This window comes from Amedibacterium intestinale (genome assembly GCF_010537335.1).
Lineage (GTDB): Bacteria > Bacillota_I > Bacilli_A > Erysipelotrichales > Erysipelotrichaceae > Amedibacterium > Amedibacterium intestinale.
The window spans coordinates 462,285-480,923 of record NZ_AP019711.1 but is presented as its reverse complement, the minus strand read 5'-3'; the positions used below and the strand labels follow the sequence as shown (position 1 = coordinate 480,923).

General features: G+C 37.3%; 14 protein-coding genes, 3 rRNA genes and 1 other annotated feature. All 17 genes read right to left on the bottom strand.

The features are described 5' to 3' along the window. Nucleotides 1–15: 15 nt before the first annotated feature. The 17 genes from A9CBEGH2_RS02420 to A9CBEGH2_RS02345 all read right to left on the bottom strand — a co-directional run bounded on the left by A9CBEGH2_RS02420 (nucleotide 16) and on the right by A9CBEGH2_RS02345 (nucleotide 18,594). Nucleotides 16–1,581, bottom strand: coding sequence for an MBL fold metallo-hydrolase (locus tag A9CBEGH2_RS02420; RefSeq protein WP_163104180.1), 1,566 nt, complete (start codon nucleotides 1,579–1,581; stop codon nucleotides 16–18). Between the two features lie 143 nt (nucleotides 1,582–1,724). Further along, nucleotides 1,725–2,195, bottom strand: coding sequence for a ComEA family DNA-binding protein (locus A9CBEGH2_RS02415; protein WP_115714691.1), 471 nt, complete (start codon nucleotides 2,193–2,195; stop codon nucleotides 1,725–1,727). A gap of 52 nt (nucleotides 2,196–2,247) precedes the next feature. Continuing rightward, complete coding sequence (gene greA, locus A9CBEGH2_RS02410; protein ID WP_115714690.1) at nucleotides 2,248–2,727, bottom strand: transcription elongation factor GreA; 480 nt, start codon at nucleotides 2,725–2,727, stop codon at nucleotides 2,248–2,250. A gap of 23 nt (nucleotides 2,728–2,750) precedes the next feature. Beyond that, the gene (udk, locus tag A9CBEGH2_RS02405; RefSeq protein WP_115714689.1) at nucleotides 2,751–3,383 is read right to left on the bottom strand and encodes a uridine kinase; all 633 of its coding nucleotides are present in this window, start codon (nucleotides 3,381–3,383) and stop codon (nucleotides 2,751–2,753) included. A gap of 9 nt (nucleotides 3,384–3,392) precedes the next feature. Beyond that, entirely contained in the window at nucleotides 3,393–4,454 is a 1,062-nt protein-coding gene (mltG, locus tag A9CBEGH2_RS02400; RefSeq protein WP_118277242.1) for an endolytic transglycosylase MltG, read from the bottom strand. Beyond that, complete coding sequence (locus tag A9CBEGH2_RS02395; RefSeq protein ID WP_115714687.1) at nucleotides 4,441–4,692, bottom strand: DUF1292 domain-containing protein; 252 nt, start codon at nucleotides 4,690–4,692, stop codon at nucleotides 4,441–4,443. Before A9CBEGH2_RS02395 ends, mltG begins: the two co-directional genes overlap by 14 nt. A gap of 34 nt (nucleotides 4,693–4,726) precedes the next feature. Then, nucleotides 4,727–5,140 (bottom strand): Holliday junction resolvase RuvX, encoded by a 414-nt coding sequence (gene ruvX, locus A9CBEGH2_RS02390; RefSeq protein ID WP_115714686.1) that lies wholly within the window; start codon nucleotides 5,138–5,140, stop codon nucleotides 4,727–4,729. Beyond that, on the bottom strand, nucleotides 5,137–5,397 hold the full coding sequence (locus A9CBEGH2_RS02385) for an IreB family regulatory phosphoprotein (RefSeq protein ID WP_115714685.1): 261 nt from the start codon (nucleotides 5,395–5,397) through the stop codon (nucleotides 5,137–5,139). The genes ruvX and A9CBEGH2_RS02385 overlap by 4 nt, the downstream gene beginning before the upstream one ends. A 60-nt stretch (nucleotides 5,398–5,457) precedes the next feature. Continuing rightward, nucleotides 5,458–8,082 (bottom strand): alanine--tRNA ligase, encoded by a 2,625-nt coding sequence (gene alaS, locus A9CBEGH2_RS02380; protein ID WP_178085851.1) that lies wholly within the window; start codon nucleotides 8,080–8,082, stop codon nucleotides 5,458–5,460. A gap of 33 nt (nucleotides 8,083–8,115) precedes the next feature. Beyond that, nucleotides 8,116–8,311: a binding site (T-box leader), on the bottom strand. 44 nt (nucleotides 8,312–8,355) lie between these two features. Continuing rightward, the gene (locus tag A9CBEGH2_RS02375; RefSeq protein WP_118277239.1) at nucleotides 8,356–9,447 is read right to left on the bottom strand and encodes an AI-2E family transporter; all 1,092 of its coding nucleotides are present in this window, start codon (nucleotides 9,445–9,447) and stop codon (nucleotides 8,356–8,358) included. Nucleotides 9,448–9,468: 21 nt separating this feature from the next. Next, nucleotides 9,469–9,645, bottom strand: a complete 177-nt coding sequence (locus A9CBEGH2_RS12325) for a hypothetical protein (RefSeq protein WP_164503359.1) — start codon at nucleotides 9,643–9,645, stop codon at nucleotides 9,469–9,471. Between the two features lie 47 nt (nucleotides 9,646–9,692). Further along, the gene (gene recD2 / locus A9CBEGH2_RS02370) at nucleotides 9,693–11,858 is read right to left on the bottom strand and encodes an SF1B family DNA helicase RecD2 (protein ID WP_118277238.1); all 2,166 of its coding nucleotides are present in this window, start codon (nucleotides 11,856–11,858) and stop codon (nucleotides 9,693–9,695) included. A 12-nt stretch (nucleotides 11,859–11,870) separates the two neighbouring features. Then, nucleotides 11,871–12,578, bottom strand: coding sequence for a CPBP family intramembrane glutamic endopeptidase (locus tag A9CBEGH2_RS02365; RefSeq protein WP_118277237.1), 708 nt, complete (start codon nucleotides 12,576–12,578; stop codon nucleotides 11,871–11,873). After that, nucleotides 12,568–13,728 (bottom strand): tRNA 2-thiouridine(34) synthase MnmA, encoded by a 1,161-nt coding sequence (mnmA, locus tag A9CBEGH2_RS02360; protein ID WP_118277236.1) that lies wholly within the window; start codon nucleotides 13,726–13,728, stop codon nucleotides 12,568–12,570. Before mnmA ends, A9CBEGH2_RS02365 begins: the two co-directional genes overlap by 11 nt. Nucleotides 13,729–13,818: 90 nt before the next feature. Beyond that, nucleotides 13,819–13,932, bottom strand: a 5S ribosomal RNA gene (gene rrf / locus A9CBEGH2_RS02355). A 43-nt stretch (nucleotides 13,933–13,975) separates the two neighbouring features. Further along, a 23S ribosomal RNA gene (locus tag A9CBEGH2_RS02350) occupies nucleotides 13,976–16,871 on the bottom strand. 182 nt (nucleotides 16,872–17,053) lie between these two features. Beyond that, a 16S ribosomal RNA gene (locus A9CBEGH2_RS02345) occupies nucleotides 17,054–18,594 on the bottom strand. The 16S, 23S and 5S rRNA genes sit together here, the layout of an rRNA operon. Nucleotides 18,595–18,639: the final 45 nt, after the last annotated feature.

Below are 18,639 nucleotides of genomic sequence, written 5' to 3'. Positions count from 1 at the left end.
TAGTGCAAACTCGTATCAATTTAAAATCGAAGGGTTCAGTATATCAGCTTGTAACTTAGGATATTGCTTTAGTAATTCTTTTTCTCCTTTGATTCCTAAATCCCCCATAAATAAGATGGATGTATCATAAAACTGCATATAGGTAACAATACTGTTTTCATTTGCATCTTCTCCTTTATAATCAAGAAGTAAAAATTTCATCCAATCCTCTTCATATATTTTGGCTTTTTCTTTTACATTTACGACATTATCAACAGATATTAATTTTTCTAATTGTTTTTTACCTCCACTATGATCCAAATCATCATGCGTTACAACTAAAGTATCAATCTTTCGTATTCCTTTCGCATGAAGGAAAGGCACGATAATATCTTCTGGTATATTTTTTGTTAAATGTCCCATTACATCTATCATAATGACTTTTGAACGATATGGAAGAATTACAACACTGCAATCTCCTTGTCCTACATCAAGCATATACACTTGTGCAAAGGGATTTAAATACGGCATTGCAAAAAAGAAAGCCAAAAGAAATCCCTGTCTTATCAAATCTTTTTTCTTTTTATAGCTAATAATGCGTAAAAAAATATAAAACCATAAAACTATCCACCACATAGATGCGGTACCAAAAATTGTAAATCCGATTTTTTCTATAGAAGACAATGTATTTAAAATATCTTGATATATAGAAAAATAAGGCACAAACGGCAATAAAGTAAGAAGTGCCAGAAAATAAAATACAGCATATACGATTCTTAAAAATCGAAATAAAAATATTTGTATTGGATTTACCTCATGATAATAGAATAGTTGCAAAGGAAACAGTACAGATATGCTTACATATGATTTTGGCATCTTCTTCACATTGAACATATAAGCTAGGCGAAATATACATGGAAGAATAAAGGAAATTTCAAACACCATGTAAGGTGCAAGAAACATAATAAAAAACATACCTAACCCTAATTGATCTTTTCTATTTTCTTTGAATAAAAACAAATTCGCTGTATAAAAGCACAATAAGCGAAGAACAGAATTGCTTAATGTAAAACATGCAGCTAAAACTAACAGCTGTAACAATATTAATAGTTGTCCTGTTTCTTCTTTCATAAACCTTTTTAAGAATTTTCTTTCCAGCATCAATAAGAAACCAATATGCATACCACTTGATAACAAAAGAAAAGAAGCATCTTCTTTATTTACACCAAACAACATAGCTTTAAGAAATGTTGTTTCTTCTTCACTTCGATTAGAAATCATTTCGTAGATCATATGTCGAACAGAGTTCCCCTGCTTTACCAATTTTGAATTATCAAGTTGTGTTTCATAAAAGATATGTTTTCTTTTTAACCAGTTTTCAAAGGAGAAACCGTAAAAATTATGAATCGTATCAATTTCACGAAATTCTTTTTTTACAAGATACACATTATCAAAATTGGGATTCTCCAACCCATAGAGAATAACTTTATGCTTTCCATCTGAAGCTACAACATAACTAGATTTGATTTCTAATATCTTAAAGTAACCTGGATTAGGCTTATCTTTTGGTATAGGAATATAACAGCGACATAATAAAAGCAAAACAATAACAATACCTTTTTTGCAACCTCTTATTTTTTTATGAAAAGTCAAAAAAATAAGAAATAATATACAAATTTGATAAAAGGGGGTATCGCCCCACAAAAGCAAAATGCTTAAACAAGCATAGAAGAGCCAGCATCCCTTCATAACATAATCCTATCTTTTATTTTTTGAAACAACTTATCTCCGATACCCTTTACTTCTTTCAGATCTTCCAACGTTTGAAAAGAATGGTGGTTTCTATATTCTACAATTCTTTGAGCAATTGAAGGCCCTATACCAGGCAATTCATCTAATTCTTCAACGGTGGCACTGTTTATGGAAATTTTCTTTTCTTCTTGTTTTTTATCTACTACAATAACTGCTTCATTTTCTATATTTCTGCTTAAATTAATAGAAGATATATCTGCGTTTTCTAAACTTCCTCCTGCCTCTTTTAAAACATCTGCCACAGTTGCATTCCAATCAACTTCATAAACTCCTGGAGATCTTACTTCTCCCTTTATCTCTACTTTTTTTGTATCTGTTTGAAACTGTGTCATGTCTATAGCATTATTTCTTGCATAAAACAAAACCATAAGTGCTATAACACAAAAAAAACCTGCAAACTTCATAAAATCCCTCCTACATAAAGAAATACGAAGTCACAGGTCAAAAATACAAATTTTATTTTAAAGAAATAATTTTTACTGAATATGGCTCTTCCACACCCTGAATTTCTACAGTATCTCCAACTTTATGATCCATCAAAGATACAGCAAGTGGGGTAATATTAGAAAGTTTCCCATTTAAAGGATCGGCCTCAATAGAACCTACAATAGAATATGTTTCTTCTTCATTTGTAGAAAGGTCTAAAATAGTAACAGTAGAACCTAATCCTACACTTTTTGCAGTAGATTTTGATTTGTCTTCTTCAATGATTTCCGCATTGGCGATCATAGCCTCCAGTTCACGAATACGTGCTTCTACACGAGCCTGACGATCTCTAGCAGCATCATAATCCGCATTTTCACTAAGGTCCCCCTGTGCACGAGCTTCCTGAAGTTCACGAATAACTTCGTCACGAACAACATGAAGCAGATTATCTTGTTCTTTTAAAAGTTCATCTAAACCTTCCTTGGTTACAAAAAATTTTTCATCCGCCATAATTTCACTCCTAACGACTGGTATTATACCATGTTTTCTTTAATAATACTACTGATTTTCGTTATCAGTAAATCCAGTGCAACACTATTTTTTCCGCCTTCCGGTATGATAACATCCGCATAACGCTTACTTGGCTCTACAAACAGATTGTGCATTACACGTACGGTTGTCTGATATTGTTCTACAACAGAATCAAGTGTCCTGCCTCGCTCTTTAACATCACGTATGAGTCTTCTAATAAAGCGAACATCTGCATCTGTATCTACAAATAGTTTCATATCACAAAGACTTCTTAATTTTTCTTCTTCTAAAATGAATAAACCTTCTAAAACAATAACATCACTTGGTTTAACTACTTCTGTTTTAGAAGAACGTGTGTGATTAACAAAATCATAAATAGGTTTTTTGATTTCTTCACCCTTTAATAAGCTTTGTAAATTCTCTACTAATAAATCATTATCAAACGCAAATGGATGATCGTAATTTGTTTTCACTCGTTCTTCCATCGTTTTTTCACTTTGATCTTTATAGTAGTCATCCTGTCGAATGATAACAACCGAACCACTTTGTTCATAACGTTCTTTTAATTGTGCAGAGATAGACGATTTACCAGAAGCACTTCCACCGGCAATTCCTATAATCAATGGTTTCTTCATATTCACTACCTACTTATTTAAATTAAATTTTTCCTGATTCTTTAACTGTTCGTCATATGTTTTCGCATAATAAACTTTTCCATCACCATAGATATCTGCAACAAAATACAAATAATCACTCTTTTCAGGATGTAAAACAGCCGCAATAGCATCTTCTCCTGGGTTTAAAATAGGACCAACAGGAAGACCTTCATTCTTATATGTATTGTATGGAGAATCGATATTATATTGAATTTCACAATCTTCTCCACTTGTTAAATCATCATATAAAGCATAACAAACTGTAACACTTGACTCCAGTTTCATACCTTTTTTCAAACGATTATAAAATACACCTGCAACTAATTCCATATCCTTTTTCGTACTAGCCTCATACTGAACCATACTTGCTAGTTTTATAATATCATGTATGCTTTGACCACTTTCTTTGATATCCTTCTCATATTTTTGATAAATTGTTAAAAAATGATCAAGGAATGTTTCTGTAATCTGTTCAGTAGTAGCCTTTTTACTAAAAACATAAGTTTCAGGGAACAAGTAACCTTCTAATTTTACACGAACATTTTCATTCAAAATATCCTTTGTCAAAAATGGATATTTCTGAATCAAAGTATTCAGATACGCATCATCATTCCATAAAGATATTAATTCTTTTGATGAAACGCCTAATTCTTTTTCCAATGTAAGTGCAACATCTTTTGCCCACATGCCTTCTTTAAAAGTAATCATTGTTTCATTTTGCTTCGCTTTTGTAGCATCATTTAGCGTTTCCAAAATTTGTTTTGTATCCCATGAGCGATCCAGCTTAAAAATACCATATTTCATATCACTCAATCCATTCAATTTCAAACAGATCTTTGCCATATCAGCATTTTTTATAAGATTTTCTTTTTCTAAAGATTTTAAAATTTCAGGTTGTGGTTCTCCTTGCTTGATTTCGAATATAACTTCATCTTTCTGTTTAGAAACTGCTTTTAATTGAGAATTATAGTATAAAATTCCGCCTATTATAATTACAAGTACAATCGCTATTGCACCAGCAATGATCCATAGCTTTTTATTCCTCTTCATCATCCTGGAAAGCCCCGATTACTTCTTCAATCATCTGCCATTCTTCCTCTGTCTCTACAGGAAGCAGATGTCCATCATCATCATAAGCAGAAGCAAACACCTCATCACTCTCTACTTCCGGATCTGCAAAAACAACATATCGCTTATTACGACTTTCATCATCAAACGTAAACAAAATTTCCATTCGTTTCTCATTTCCATTTTCATCTGTTACATAAAGACTATTTGAATCCAGCATATTTTACCTCCTATAAGCAAGGGGCATATAGCCCCTAATTTTTACTATCCAGATAACTTTGCAAAATTTGTACAGCAGCCATCTGATCTATTATCTTTTTTCTTTTTTTTCTAGATACATCTGCACTGATTAATATTTTCTGTGCAGCTACTGTGGTTAATCTCTCATCCCATAAGACAACTTCTAATCCTAATGTTTCCAGTTTTTCTTTGAACATAATCGAAATTTCTCCACGTTCCCCTATATCTCCATTCATATGTTTTGGTAATCCTAAGACAACGGTCTTTACTTGAAATTCTTTTATGTATTTTTTTACCTGTTCAAAAGCAGAATCATAATCATCATCTGCAAATCGAATCGTTTCTACTGGACGAGCTATCATCCCTAAAACATCACTTACACTAACACCCAACGTACGACTTCCTAAATCTAATCCTAATGTTTTCATTCGCCCTCTTCTTCCAAATAACTTCGAACAAGTTCTTCAATAATCTCATAACGTTCAACCGTTTGAATAATCGTACGAGCATTATTATGAGAAGATATATATGCAGGATCATTACTAATCAAATAACCTGCCAATTGATTTACAGAATTATATCCTCTTTCGTCAAGTGCTCTTTTTACTTCTTGTAATACATGTTTGATATTATCACGTTTTAAATCTTCGGATTTAAATGCCATAGTCTCTGTAACATCTTTCATCGTATTACCTCCTTCGTTTATCTTCTTATATTTTATCGTACTTTATGTTAAATGAAAACCCTAAGAAAGTTTATTTTTAATCATTTCCAATGCTTCATCAATACGAGTAATATCTTTTCCTCCTGATTGAGCAAGGTCTGGTCTTCCTCCACCTTTTCCATCACAGACTGCAGCAGCTTCTTTTACCAAGTCTCCACATTTAATACCAGTACTAATTGCCAATTTATCTGCACCAGCAACAAATACTACTTTATCATTCACAACACTGCCAAAGAACACTACAATATTTTCTGTTTCTGCTTTCAAAGAAGAAACAATATCCTTCAATGCATTTGCATCTGCACCATCAAGACGTTTTACTAATATGTTTTTTCCATTGCATTCTTTAATTTCTTCTTTTAATTCTTTAGCTTTCAGTGTAAACATTTCATTTTGCAAAGCAGCAAGTTCTTTTTTCAATGTTGCCATTTCATTCAGCACCTGAGCTACTTTTTCTTCGACTTTTGAAATTCCTTTTAATTTTAAATCTGAAGCAATGTTTTTTAACATAGTTTCTTCTTCAGCGAATTCTCTATATGCTTCATATCCTGTTTTTGCAGTAATACGACGAACTCCTGAACCTATACTTTCTTCACTGATGATTTTACAAAGACCTATTTCCTGCGTGTTGTTTACATGGCAGCCTCCACAAAACTCTTTTGATACATCTCCCATCGTTACTACACGAACGATATCTCCATATTTTTCATCAAACAATGCAGTAGCTCCACTTTTTTTCGCTTCTTCAATTGGCATTTCTACTTTTGTAACAGCATAGTGTCCTGCAATATACTGATTTACAAGCTCTTCAATCTGTTTTAACTGCTCTTCACCAACTTTTTCAAAATGTGTAAAATCAAAACGTAAATATTCATGATTTACATAGCTTCCTGCCTGCTGAATATGGGAACCTACGATATTTTTTAATGCACTCTGCAGCAAATGTGTACATGAGTGATTTCTTGTGATAACATCACGTTTTGCATTATCTACGGACAATGTAACCTGACTTCCTATATGAAGACTTCCGTTTTCAATTACAACATGGTGTAAATGTTGTTTATGAGGTGCTTTGATTGTATTAACTACCTTAGCAGTTACTCCTCCTTCGATAAGTCCACAATCTCCAACCTGTCCTCCACTTTCTGCATAGAAAACAGTCGTATCAAAAATTACGTCTCCCTCATCATTTAATTCTTCCACTTTATGCCCATCTTTAAACAAGCCAATAACATGAGCTTTGCACATTCTTTCATCATATCCAACAAATGTACTTTCTTCTGTAAAGTTCATCAAATCAGCTGATTGACTGCTCATAGATTCTGCATCTTCACGTGCATTTCTTGCACGTTCTCTTTGTTTGTTCATTTCTTCATCAAAACCAGCTTTATCAACAGTATACCCACTTTCCTGTGCAATTTCCATTGTCAGCTCCATTGGGAATCCATATGTATCATAAAGTTTGAAAGCTGTTTTTCCATCAATCATTTTTGATTCTTTATTAGCTTCCATCACATCCATTAACAGTTTTTCACCGTCTGCTAAAGTTGTATGAAAACGTTCTTCTTCCACTTTTACAAGTTTTGCGATATAATCCAGTTTTTCTTCCAAATAAGGATAGAAATCTTTCATGATTTCATAAACTACAGGAACCAGTTTATACATAAAAGAATCTTCAATTTTTAATTTTTTACCAAAACGAACAGCTCTACGCAGTACACGACGAAGTACATAACCTCTTCCCTCATTTGAGAATAAAGCACCATCCGCTAAAGCAAATGTAACTGTACGGATATGATCCGCAATTACACGATATGCCATTTTATTTTTTGGATCACTATATTTCAAATTTGTGTAAGCTTCTGTTGCATGAATCAAAGGCAAAAATAAATCTGTATCAAAGTTTGTTTCTCCATCCTGAATAAGACAAGTCAAGCGTTCCAATCCCATTCCAGTATCTATATTTTTCTGTGGAAGTTCTTTATAATCTTTGCGATCGACTCCTTCTTTTCCATCAAACTGTGAAAATACAACATTCCATACTTCAATATAACGATCATTTTCTAATTCTTCAAAGAAAGCTCTTTCTCCTAACCCTTCTGGATCATATTTTTCTCCACGATCGTAAAAAATTTCTGTATCTGGTCCACATGGTCCTTCACCAATCTGCCAGAAATTTCCTTCAGTACGCAGCAAGTGTGATGGATCAACACCACATTCTTTTGTCCAAATATCATAAGCTTCCTGATCATCTTTATAAACCGTAATATACAGTCTATCTTTTTCAAATCCAATATACTCTGGACTTGTTAAAAATTCCCATGCAAAATGAATTGCTTCAGGTTTAAAATAATCCCCAATAGAGAAATTTCCAAGCATTTCAAAGAATGTATGATGACGTGCCGTTTTTCCTACATTTTCAATATCATTTGTACGTATTGATTTTTGCGCATTCGCAATGCGTGGACTATCTGGTTTTACAGAACCATCAAAATATTTTTTTAAAGCAGCTACCCCTGCATTGATCCATAACAAAGTAGGATCGTTATGTGGAACAAGGCTTGCGCCTGGTTCAATCATATGTCCGTTCTTTTTAAAATAATCTAAGAACATCTGTCGAATTTCATTACCAGTTAATTGTTTCATAACTTCCTCCTTAAACATAAAAAAACGTCCCTTTCCAGGAACGTAATAGATTACGCGGTACCATCCTAGTTCACTTTCTGCAAAGCACACCTCTGTTACAAATCGTTAACGCCGACGATACGTGAAGACTCCAAAGCAGCCTTCCACATAGCTTCATGCAAAGACTTTCACCAACCGTCTTCTCTCTAAGCCAGAATCTACATGTACTCCTCTTTTTCATTATCTTCTTATTGACTTGCATATTATAACAAATTCTTTTTCTACATGCAACTATCATCTACTTTTTTCACTTGCGACAGCCTCATCAAAATCAATCCAGATATCTTCCCATTTTCCAATTGAATCATTTGTTTTAGAATGCATCCAGCTTCGAATTGCAATTTGTGTCATAGCAGCAGCAATAGGAGATAATAAAGCACCAAATATTCCAAATATTGCCTCCATTATGAAAAGAAACACAAATGTTAATAAAGGTCGAACATGCATTGTCTTATGAAAAATCATTGGCTGCACTAAATTACCTTCTATCTGTTGTAAAATAAAAATAACAATAAATAACACCCATGGAAAACTACTATATTCAAGTAAAGCAATAATCCCAATTAAAACAATTCCTATAGTAGCTCCTATATACGGAAATAAATTTAAAAATGCTAATAACACAGAATATAAAAATGCATTTGGAAAATGAAATAAGAATAAAACAATAAACGATGATATCGCAATAAATAGCATATCAACGATGGTTCCTGTTAAATACTGAAAGACAACACTGCTAAAAGTATGATAAAAAGTATAATATCGTTTATGGACAGGTATTGTTTTATGAATTACCTTTTTCCAAAAAGAAAGATCTATAGAAATAAAAAAAGCACTTACATAAGCTATAGAGAAAAAAACAGTTGTTGAAACCATGCCCTGTATCTGAGAAAAAATACCATCATAAAGTTTTTTTATATCCTGTTTATCTATAAAAGACTGTACATCAACACTACTTAGATATTGTTCAAAAAAAGAACGAATGTTCGTAAATAGTTTAGGTAATAAGTATAATAATTCACTAATTTGTTGATACAAAAGAGGTAAAAGGATAATTAAAAAAATACATAAGAGCACAAATACCCCCATATAGACAAGCATGACCGCTCTATTTACCTTCATATATTTTGATAGTTTGTCAATGAATGGCTGTAATAAAAATGATATTACAATTCCAGTAACTATAGGCAAAATCGCTTTATATAAAGAGAGTAGAGATTCTGATATATGTAATTGTTTGCATAAAAGCACTATTACCAGCAAAAACAGAACCATAGGAAGAAGACTCTTACAAAAATCAGATACAATATTTAGTTTATTTTTCATAAAGAAAAAACCCGTTAGGGTTTAATCTAATTCCATGTAATTCATTAGGTTATCCATAGTTTTATGGTAAGTCTTCTTCATTTTTCTCTTAGCTCTTTTAGACTGACGACAAAAATCTTCAATTTCATCATCTTTTGTATAACCTAAATACATTCCAACAATAAGTCCGGTCATTGCCGCAAACATACATTTATTCATCTAAATTACCTCCTGTTGTACTACTAGTGTGAGTAATTAAGAATAAATTATTCAAATTTTTCTAAGATATGCTTTTTTAAAGTTGTCTTACGAATATGTCTTTCCTGTAAATGAATATATTTTAAGAACACTTCTTTAGACCCAAGCAATACCAGACTTTTTTTTGCACGTGTTACACCAGTATAAAGCAAACGTTTACTTAACATAAATGCATAATCTTTTACAACAGGCATAATCACAATAGGATACTCGCTTCCCTGAGCTTTGTGGATAGATATACAATATGCATGTGTAATATTAGAAATTTGTTCTCCACTGTATTCTACAAAATTGCCATCAAAATCTGCCAGAATTACATTTTTAGATAATGCATTTTCATCTGCATATTCTATAGCAATTATTTCTCCAATATCACCATTATATACATTTTCATCTGGCTGATTTTTTAATTGTAAGATTTTATCCCCAACACGAAAAACGCGATATCCAACTTTTATTTCATCTTTATAACCATCTTGAGGATTCAGTACTTTTTGCAAAGTATTATTTAATGCATCAATACCTGCAACACCACCATACATAGGCGCCAAAACTTGAATGTCTTTTATAGAATAACCCTTTTCCAATGCATTTGACACTATAGGAATCAAGATATCTTTTACTTCATAGTTTTCACAGGAAAAAAATGCTATATCATTACCCTGTTCCAACACAGTAACATTCTCTTCATTTATTTCATGAGCAAGTGTGATTACATCACTGCCTTCTTTTTGGCGAAATATTTTTTCTAAACGTGTCAAAGGGAATAAGGAGGATGTAATCAAGTCTTTTAAAACACTGCCACATCCAACACTGGCTAACTGATTTTCATCTCCAATTAATAAAATCTTTTTAACAAGTTTTGCTGATTTCAATAGTGCTTGAAAAAGTTGCTGATCAACCATACTAAACTCATCAATAACTAAAAGATCACAATCCAATAATTCTTTTTCATTTTTCAAAAATGTATTTGATTCTAAATCCCAATGTAATAAAGAATGTATAGTAGAAACTTTTACATTTTGACAAATTTCACTTAATCGTTTTGATGCACGACCAGTTGGAGCACATAAAGCTATCGTATCTAAAGGATAGTATTTTTTATAGAGCGAAATAAGTCCTTGTACAATTGTTGTTTTTCCTGTCCCAGGTCCACCTGTAATGATAGAAAAAGGATGTAGAAAAAAATTATGAAATGCTTGTTTCTGAATTTTCTCATATTCGATATGCAATTCATCTTCTATATTTTCAATATCATCACCCAAAGTTTCTATATACGAAAATGGCTGTTCGACATAAGGAAAATCAAATAAAAATGAAGATATATATTTTTCTGCTTCAAATTGTTTATGATAATAAATGTTTTTATCTTCTTTTATTAAGATTCCTTCATCTAAAATCTCCTGTAAGTAAGCTTCAACATCTAAATCATGAAATTCTTTTTGAATTTTTTTATAAAGCTTTTCTATTTCTATATATGTATCACCAGTAGAATTACACCATTGCTGGACTAATTGAACAATAATAGCTTTTATACGACGTGGATCATCCAAAGAAACAGATAAATCTCTTGCTAATTTATCAGCAGTCTTAAAACCCACACCATCAACTTCTTCAAGCAATTGATAAGGATTTTGTTTTATGACTTCTATTGTATTATTCCCATAAATATTTTCAATTTTTTTGGCTGTTTGAACACCTATCCCGAATTTTGAAAAAAAGTACGAAATGTCATCTTCCTTTTCTTCTAAAATACCTTCTTCAATAATTTTTACTTTTTTCAAAGGAAAATCCGGAATACTTAATAATACAGCTGGGTCTTTTTGTATTTTTTCTATACAGTCATGACCTAATGTATCAACAATCTTTTTAGCACTTTGTTTTCCAATTCCTGGAAATCTAGAGCTAGAAAAAAACTGTATTAAACTTGTAATATCATTTTTCAGAACTCTTTCATAACTAGTAATATTAAACTGTAAACCATAGCGCGGATGTTCTTTATAAGACCCATGAAGATCCCATACGCTATCGATTTCTGTACTATGAAAAAAACCTGTTGCAGTAAATGTACTTTTTGTTTCATTACATAATTGAAAACGACCAACAAAATAGCCAGTTTCAGCATTATAAAATACAACATGCAGTAATCTTGCCTGCAATATCATATCTTCCATTTATATCTCCTTTCAGACCCCCAAAAGCATAAAAGAAATCAAATTATTTAAAGCATGTACTCCTGCAGAAGAAACAATACTATTTTTCTTTTCATAACAATAACAGAAAAAGAATCCTAACCCACCATAAACCACAAGATAAACTAAATCTGTAAATTGAAATGTTATAAAAGAACCCATCACATGAATACATCCAAAGAAGAATCCGCTAATAATTGCCGAAGGAACAAATCCCATATATTTTCTACAGTATGAAAAAATTCCTCCACGAAAAACACTTTCTTCTACGATAGGTGCAAAAATCACAGAAGAGAATAACATAAATATTGGAGCTATTGTAGTATTTACCTTTATATTTTCTTGGTTTACACTTTCTGGCGTTCCAGAAATAAGAGAAACAATCATACTTAAAGCAAAATTAAGTGCCAGTACAAAGAAAGTCATTGTTATAATTTCAAAAAGATTCCTAACTATGTTTTGTTTAAAACTATCCCATGCTTCTTGCCACAAAGGCCTCGTTATTAAAACTGATAAAACTAAAATAATTGCATATAGAATAGTAAGAATTGGTATACTCATGACAATAGCATTCGGATTTAAGAATAAAGTCAAATTTCTTGCAAGAACTGGAACTAAAAACATATATCCAAAAAAATAAACAACTATCAAAAACAACAAAGAGAACTTATTCGCACATTTCCATTGAAATCTATTTTCCATATGATGTTCTCCGTTTTATGCGATTCTGTAAACTTTCTCCCTGGATAAACACCTCTTCAATGACGCCTCCTCCAAGACACTCCTCTCCATCATAGAATACTGCTTCCTGCCCACAGGTAACACTGGATACGCTTTGTGGATAAGAAACAAGAACGGTTTTTTCATCAATAAAACGTATAATTACATCATTATCTTTTTGACGATATCGAAATTTAGCAGTACAGTGATATTCTTCACTAAGCTTTTCTGGACGAAGCCAGTTTACACCAGATACAATGCAACTTGTTGTGTGTAGCCAATTGCTTTCATCACCATTAGCAACATAAAGAATATTTTTCTCAACGTCTTTACCTACAACAAACCAAGGACCTTTATTTCCGCCAATTCCTAAGCCTTTTCTTTGTCCAATCGTATAATATAAAACACCGATATGATCACCAACAACATCTAATGTTTCTATATCAACAATTTTTCCATCTTTACTTGGAAGATAATTTTGTAAAAATTCTTTAAAATTTCTTTCGCCAATAAAGCAAATTCCTGTAGAATCTTTCTTTTTCATAACACTTTCAAGTTCTAATTCTTCAGCTATGCGTCGTACCTCTTTTTTTTCTAAATCCCCTATAGGAAATAATGTGTTTGATAATGCATCAGAAGATATCTGACATAAAAAATAAGTTTGATCTTTGTTTGAATCTACACCTCTTAACATTTTTGTATAGGCGCCACCTTTATCAACGCGAGCATAATGTCCTGTCGCAACAGTGTCAAACCCTAACTTATTTGCATATTTCATAAATGCATCAAATTTAATATATTTATTACATAAAATGTCTGGATTAGGCGTTCGACCCTTTTTATACTCCTCTAAAAAGTAGGTAAACACATTATCCCAATATTCTTTCACAAAATCCACGCGCAATAAAGGTAATCCTAATTTATCTGCAACAGCTTTTGCATCCGCATAGTCCTGCTCTTGTGGACATACATCATCCTGTATAGTTGGATTTCCCAAAATATCGTTATTAGCAAAAGAATCCCAATTTCGCATAAACGCACATGTCACATCATAACCTTGTTCCTTTAAAATGTGTGCAGCAACAGCAGAATCAACTCCACCTGATAAACCTACTAAAACTTTTTTCTTCATGTTACCACCTCTTAGCTTTACTTATTATACATTACTATCAAAAAAAATAGAATCAAAACCTAAAAAAAAGAGCCGCAAGGCTCAAAAAGGAACTGGCGACGTGCTATCTTCACCAGAGCACGTCTGGATATTGTCGCCGCTGAAGTGCTTAACTTCTGTGTTCGGGATGAGAACAGGTGTGTCCACTTCGCCATCATCACCAGATCCCTGAAGGTTCGAACCTTCAAAACTGAACAACAGTCAACATTTGATTAAGTCCTCGACCTATTAGTATCAGTCAACTCCACGCATCGCTGCGCTTCCATCCCTGACCTATCTACCTCGTCGTCTTCAAGGGGTCTTACTACTTGCGTATGGGAGATCTCATCTTGGAGTAGGCTTCGCGCTTAGATGCTTTCAGCGCTTATCCCTTCCCTACTTAGCTACCCGGCTATGCTGTTGGCACAACAACCGGTGCACCAGCGGTAGGTCCATCCCGGTCCTCTCGTACTAAGGACAGCTCTCCTCAAATCTCCTACGCCCACAACAGATAGGGACCGAACTGTCTCACGACGTTCTGAACCCAGCTCGCGTACCGCTTTAATGGGCGGACAGCCCAACCCTTGGAACCGAATTCAGCTCCAGGATGCGATGAGCCGACATCGAGGTGCCAAACCTCGCCGTCGATGTGAACTCTTGGGCGAGATCAGCCTGTTATCCCCAGGGTAGCTTTTATCCGTTGAGCGACGGCCCTTCCATTCGGCACCGCCGGATCACTAATCCCGACTTTCGTCCCTGTTCGACCTGTCTGTCTCACAGTCAAGCACGCTTCTGCATTTGCACTCGCCGATTGATTTCCGTCCAATCTGAGCGTACCTTTGGGCGCCTCCGTTACTCTTTGGGAGGCGACCGCCCCAGTCAAACTGCCTGCCTGACACGGTCCCCCGTCCAGCTTCATGGACGCAGGTTAGAACTCCAATCAGACAAGAGTGGTATCCCAACGTCGACTCCAGATACACTGGCGTGCATCCTTCTTCGTCTCCCACCTATCCTGTACATCTCTGATCAAAATCCAATATCAGGCTGCAGTAAAGCTCCATGGGGTCTTTCCGTCTAGTTGCGGGTAACCTGCATTTTCACAGGTACTAAGATTTCACCGAGTCTGCTGCCGAGACAGCGCCCAAATCGTTACGCCTTTCGTGCGGGTCAGAACTTACCTGACAAGGAATTTCGCTACCTTAGGACCGTTATAGTTACGGCCGCCGTTCACTGGGGCTTCAATTCATTGCTTCGTCGAAACTGACAAATCCTCTTAACCTTCCAGCACCGGGCAGGCGTCACCCCCTATACTTCGTCTTGCGACTTCGCAGAGAGCTGTGTTTTAGTTAAACAGTCGCTTGGGCCTCTTCACTGCGGCTTACTTTCATAAGCACTCCTTCTCGCTAACTTACGGAGTCATTTTGCCGAGTTCCTTGGCAACAGTTCTCTCGCTCACCTCAGGATACTCTCCTTGCCCACCTGTGTCGGTTTTGGTACGGGCCGCTATGGAATCAGCACTAGAAACTTTTCCTGGAAGCTGGCCTCGCATGCTTCGCTACTCCCCAGGGGTTTCGCTTACCTGTCACGTTTTACATTCCGTGCACGCATTTGACTATGCACCTGCTATTCGCTTCGACCACAATCCAATAAGTGGCTCATGCTAGCCTTCTCCGTCATTCCTTCATTTCCATCGCGGGTACAGGAATATCTGCCTGTTTTCCATCGACTACGCCTTTCGGCCTCGCCTTAGGTCCCGACTTACCCAGGGCGGACGAACCTTCCCCTGGAATCCTTGGGCTATCGGTGTGCAGGATTCTCACCTGCATCTCGCTACTCACACCGGCATTCTCACTTCCATGCTCTCCACCACTCCTTTCGGTATGGCTTCCACGTGCATGGAACGCTCCCCTACCACTTGTATTACTACAAATCCGCAGCTTCGGTAGTATGCTTAGCCCCGGTACATTTTCGGCGCAGGGTCACTCGACTAGTGAGCTGTTACGCACTCTTTGAAGGATGGCTGCTTCTGAGCCAACCTCCTAGTTGTCTGTGCATCCCCACATCCTTTTCCACTTAGCATACATTTTGGGACCTTAACTGGCGGTCTGGGCTGTTTCCCTTTTGACCATGGACCTTATCACCCACGGTCTGACTGCCGGGAATATCTCATGGCATTCGGAGTTTGATTATACTCAGTACCCCGGGATGGGGCCATCGTACATTCAGTGCTCTACCTCCACAAGACTCATCCTCGACGCTAGCCCTAAAGCTATTTCGGGGAGAACCAGCTATATCCGTGTTCGATTGGAATTTCTCCCCTAGCCACAACTCATCCGCCAACTTTTCAACGGGGGTCGGTTCGGTCCTCCATTCAGTTTCACCTGAACTTCAACCTGGTCATGGCTAGATCACACGGTTTCGGGTCTATGTCATCGTACTGCCGCCCTATTAAGACTCGCTTTCGCTTCGGCTCCGCATCTCCTGCTTAACCTCGCACGATAACATAACTCGCCGGTTCATTCTACAAAAGGCACGCCATCACACCTTAACGTGCTCTGACTTCTTGTAAGCATACGGTTTCAGGTTCTATTTCACTCCGCTCCCGCGGTTCTTTTCACCTTTCCCTCACGGTACTGGTTCACTATCGGTCACTTGCTTATATTTAGCCTTGACGGATGGTCCCGCCTGCTTCCGACAAGATTTCTCGTGTCTCGCCGTACTCAGGATCCCGCTGGGCTTCCTCACGGTTTCGGATACGGGACTTGCACCCTCTCCGGTCGGCCTTTCAATGCCGTTCTCCTACCATGATTCTTGCCGTATCGCGGTCCTTCAACCCCAGACCTCGGTCTGGTTTGGGCTCCTCCCCTTTCGCTCGCCGCTACTCAGGGAATCACTGTTGTTTTCTTTTCCTCCGGGTACTTAGATGTTTCAGTTCCCCGGGTACCTCTCTCGCAGACTATTTGTTCATCTGCGGATGACATGCTATTACGCATGCCGGGTTCCCCCATTCGGATACCGGCGGATCTTTGCTTACGTACAGCTCCCCGCCGCGTTTCGCCGTTTGTTGCGTCCTTCTTCAGTTTCAAGTGCCTAGGCATCCACCGTACGCCCTTTCTTACTTAATCACCATTAGCTTAGCTTTGAGTTTTCTGTTTGTTTAACTTCAACTCGTGAATTTCTTACAACTTTTCGTTATAGACCTTCTGTTATGTCTTCTGTTATTCAGTTTTCAAAGATCGATTCGGAATGCTTCTCAGCCTTCCAAAACCAAACAGGAAATATCTTTCTCTACACTCTTTCTCCTTAGAAAGGAGGTGATCCATCCCCACGTTCCCGTAGGGATACCTTGTTACGACTTAACCCCAGTCATCGGTCCTACCTTCGACGGCTCACTCCTCACGGTTATGCCACCGGCTTCGGGTATTACCAACTCCCATGGTTTGACGGGCGGTGTGTACAAGGCCCGAGAACGTATTCACCGCAGCATGCTGATCTGCGATTACTAGCGATTCCGACTTCATGGAGTCGAGTTGCAGACTCCAATCCGAACTGAGACGGCCTTTATGAGTTCCGCTCCCCCTCGCAGGTTCGCTTCTCTTTGTAGCCGCCATTGTAGTACGTGTGTAGCCCAGGCCATAAGGGGCATGATGATTTGACGTCATCCCCACCTTCCTCCGGTTTGTCACCGGCAGTCTCGCATGAGTCCCTAACTCAATACTGGTAACATGCGACAAGGGTTGCGCTCGTTGCGGGACTTAACCCAACATCTCACGACACGAGCTGACGACAACCATGCACCACCTGTGTGATGTATAGCTATCTCCCTATCTCTAGGGCATTTACATCCATGTCAAGGCCTGGTAAGGTTCTTCGCGTTGCTTCGAATTAAACCACATACTCCACCGCTTGTGCGGGCCCCCGTCAATTCCTTTGAGTTTCACACTTGCGTGCATACTCCCCAGGCGGAGAACTTATTGCGTTAACTGCAGCACTGAGTCTCCCCAACACTTAGTTCTCATCGTTTACGGCGTGGACTACTAGGGTATCTAATCCTATTTGCTCCCCACGCTTTCGTGCCTCAGTGTCAGTTGCAGGCCAGGCGACCGCCTTCGCCACTGGTGTTCCTCCATATATCTACGCATTTTACCGCTACACATGGAATTCCATCGCCCTCTCCTGCACTCCAGTTCACCAGTTTCCAAAGCCAACAGCAGTTGAGCTGCTGCCTTTTACTTCGGACTTAATGTACCACCTGCGCACCCTTTACGCCCAATGATTCCGGATAACGCTCGCCACCTACGTATTACCGCGGCTGCTGGCACGTAGTTAGCCGTGGCTTTCTGGTAAGCTACCGTCACTTCAGTATCATTTCCTCTACTGACCGTTCTTCACTTACAACAGAGCTTTACGATCCGAAGACCTTCTTCACTCACGCGGCATTGCTCGTTCAGGGTTCCCCCCATTGACGAAAATTCCCTACTGCTGCCTCCCGTAGGAGTTTGGGCCGTGTCTCAGTCCCAATGTGGCCGTTCGCCCTCTCAGGTCGGCTACGCATCGTCGCCTTGGTGTGCCGTTACCACTCCAACCAGCTAATGCGCCGCAGGTCCATCCATGTTCGCACCTTTGCAGGTCCTTTAATGAATACGAGATGCCTCCTATTCACCTATCCGGTTTTAGCTACCGTTTCCAGCAGTTATCCCGGGCACATGGGCAGGTTACCTACGTGTTACTCACCCGTTCGCCACTGAGCTCTTACAGAAGCAAGCTTCCATATTCGCTCCGTTCGACTTGCATGTATTAGGCATGCCGCCAGCGTTCATCCTGAGCCAGGATCAAACTCTCCATTTGATTTTAGCTCAAAACGTTTTCTGCTAACGTTTTTTCTTTTGTTTT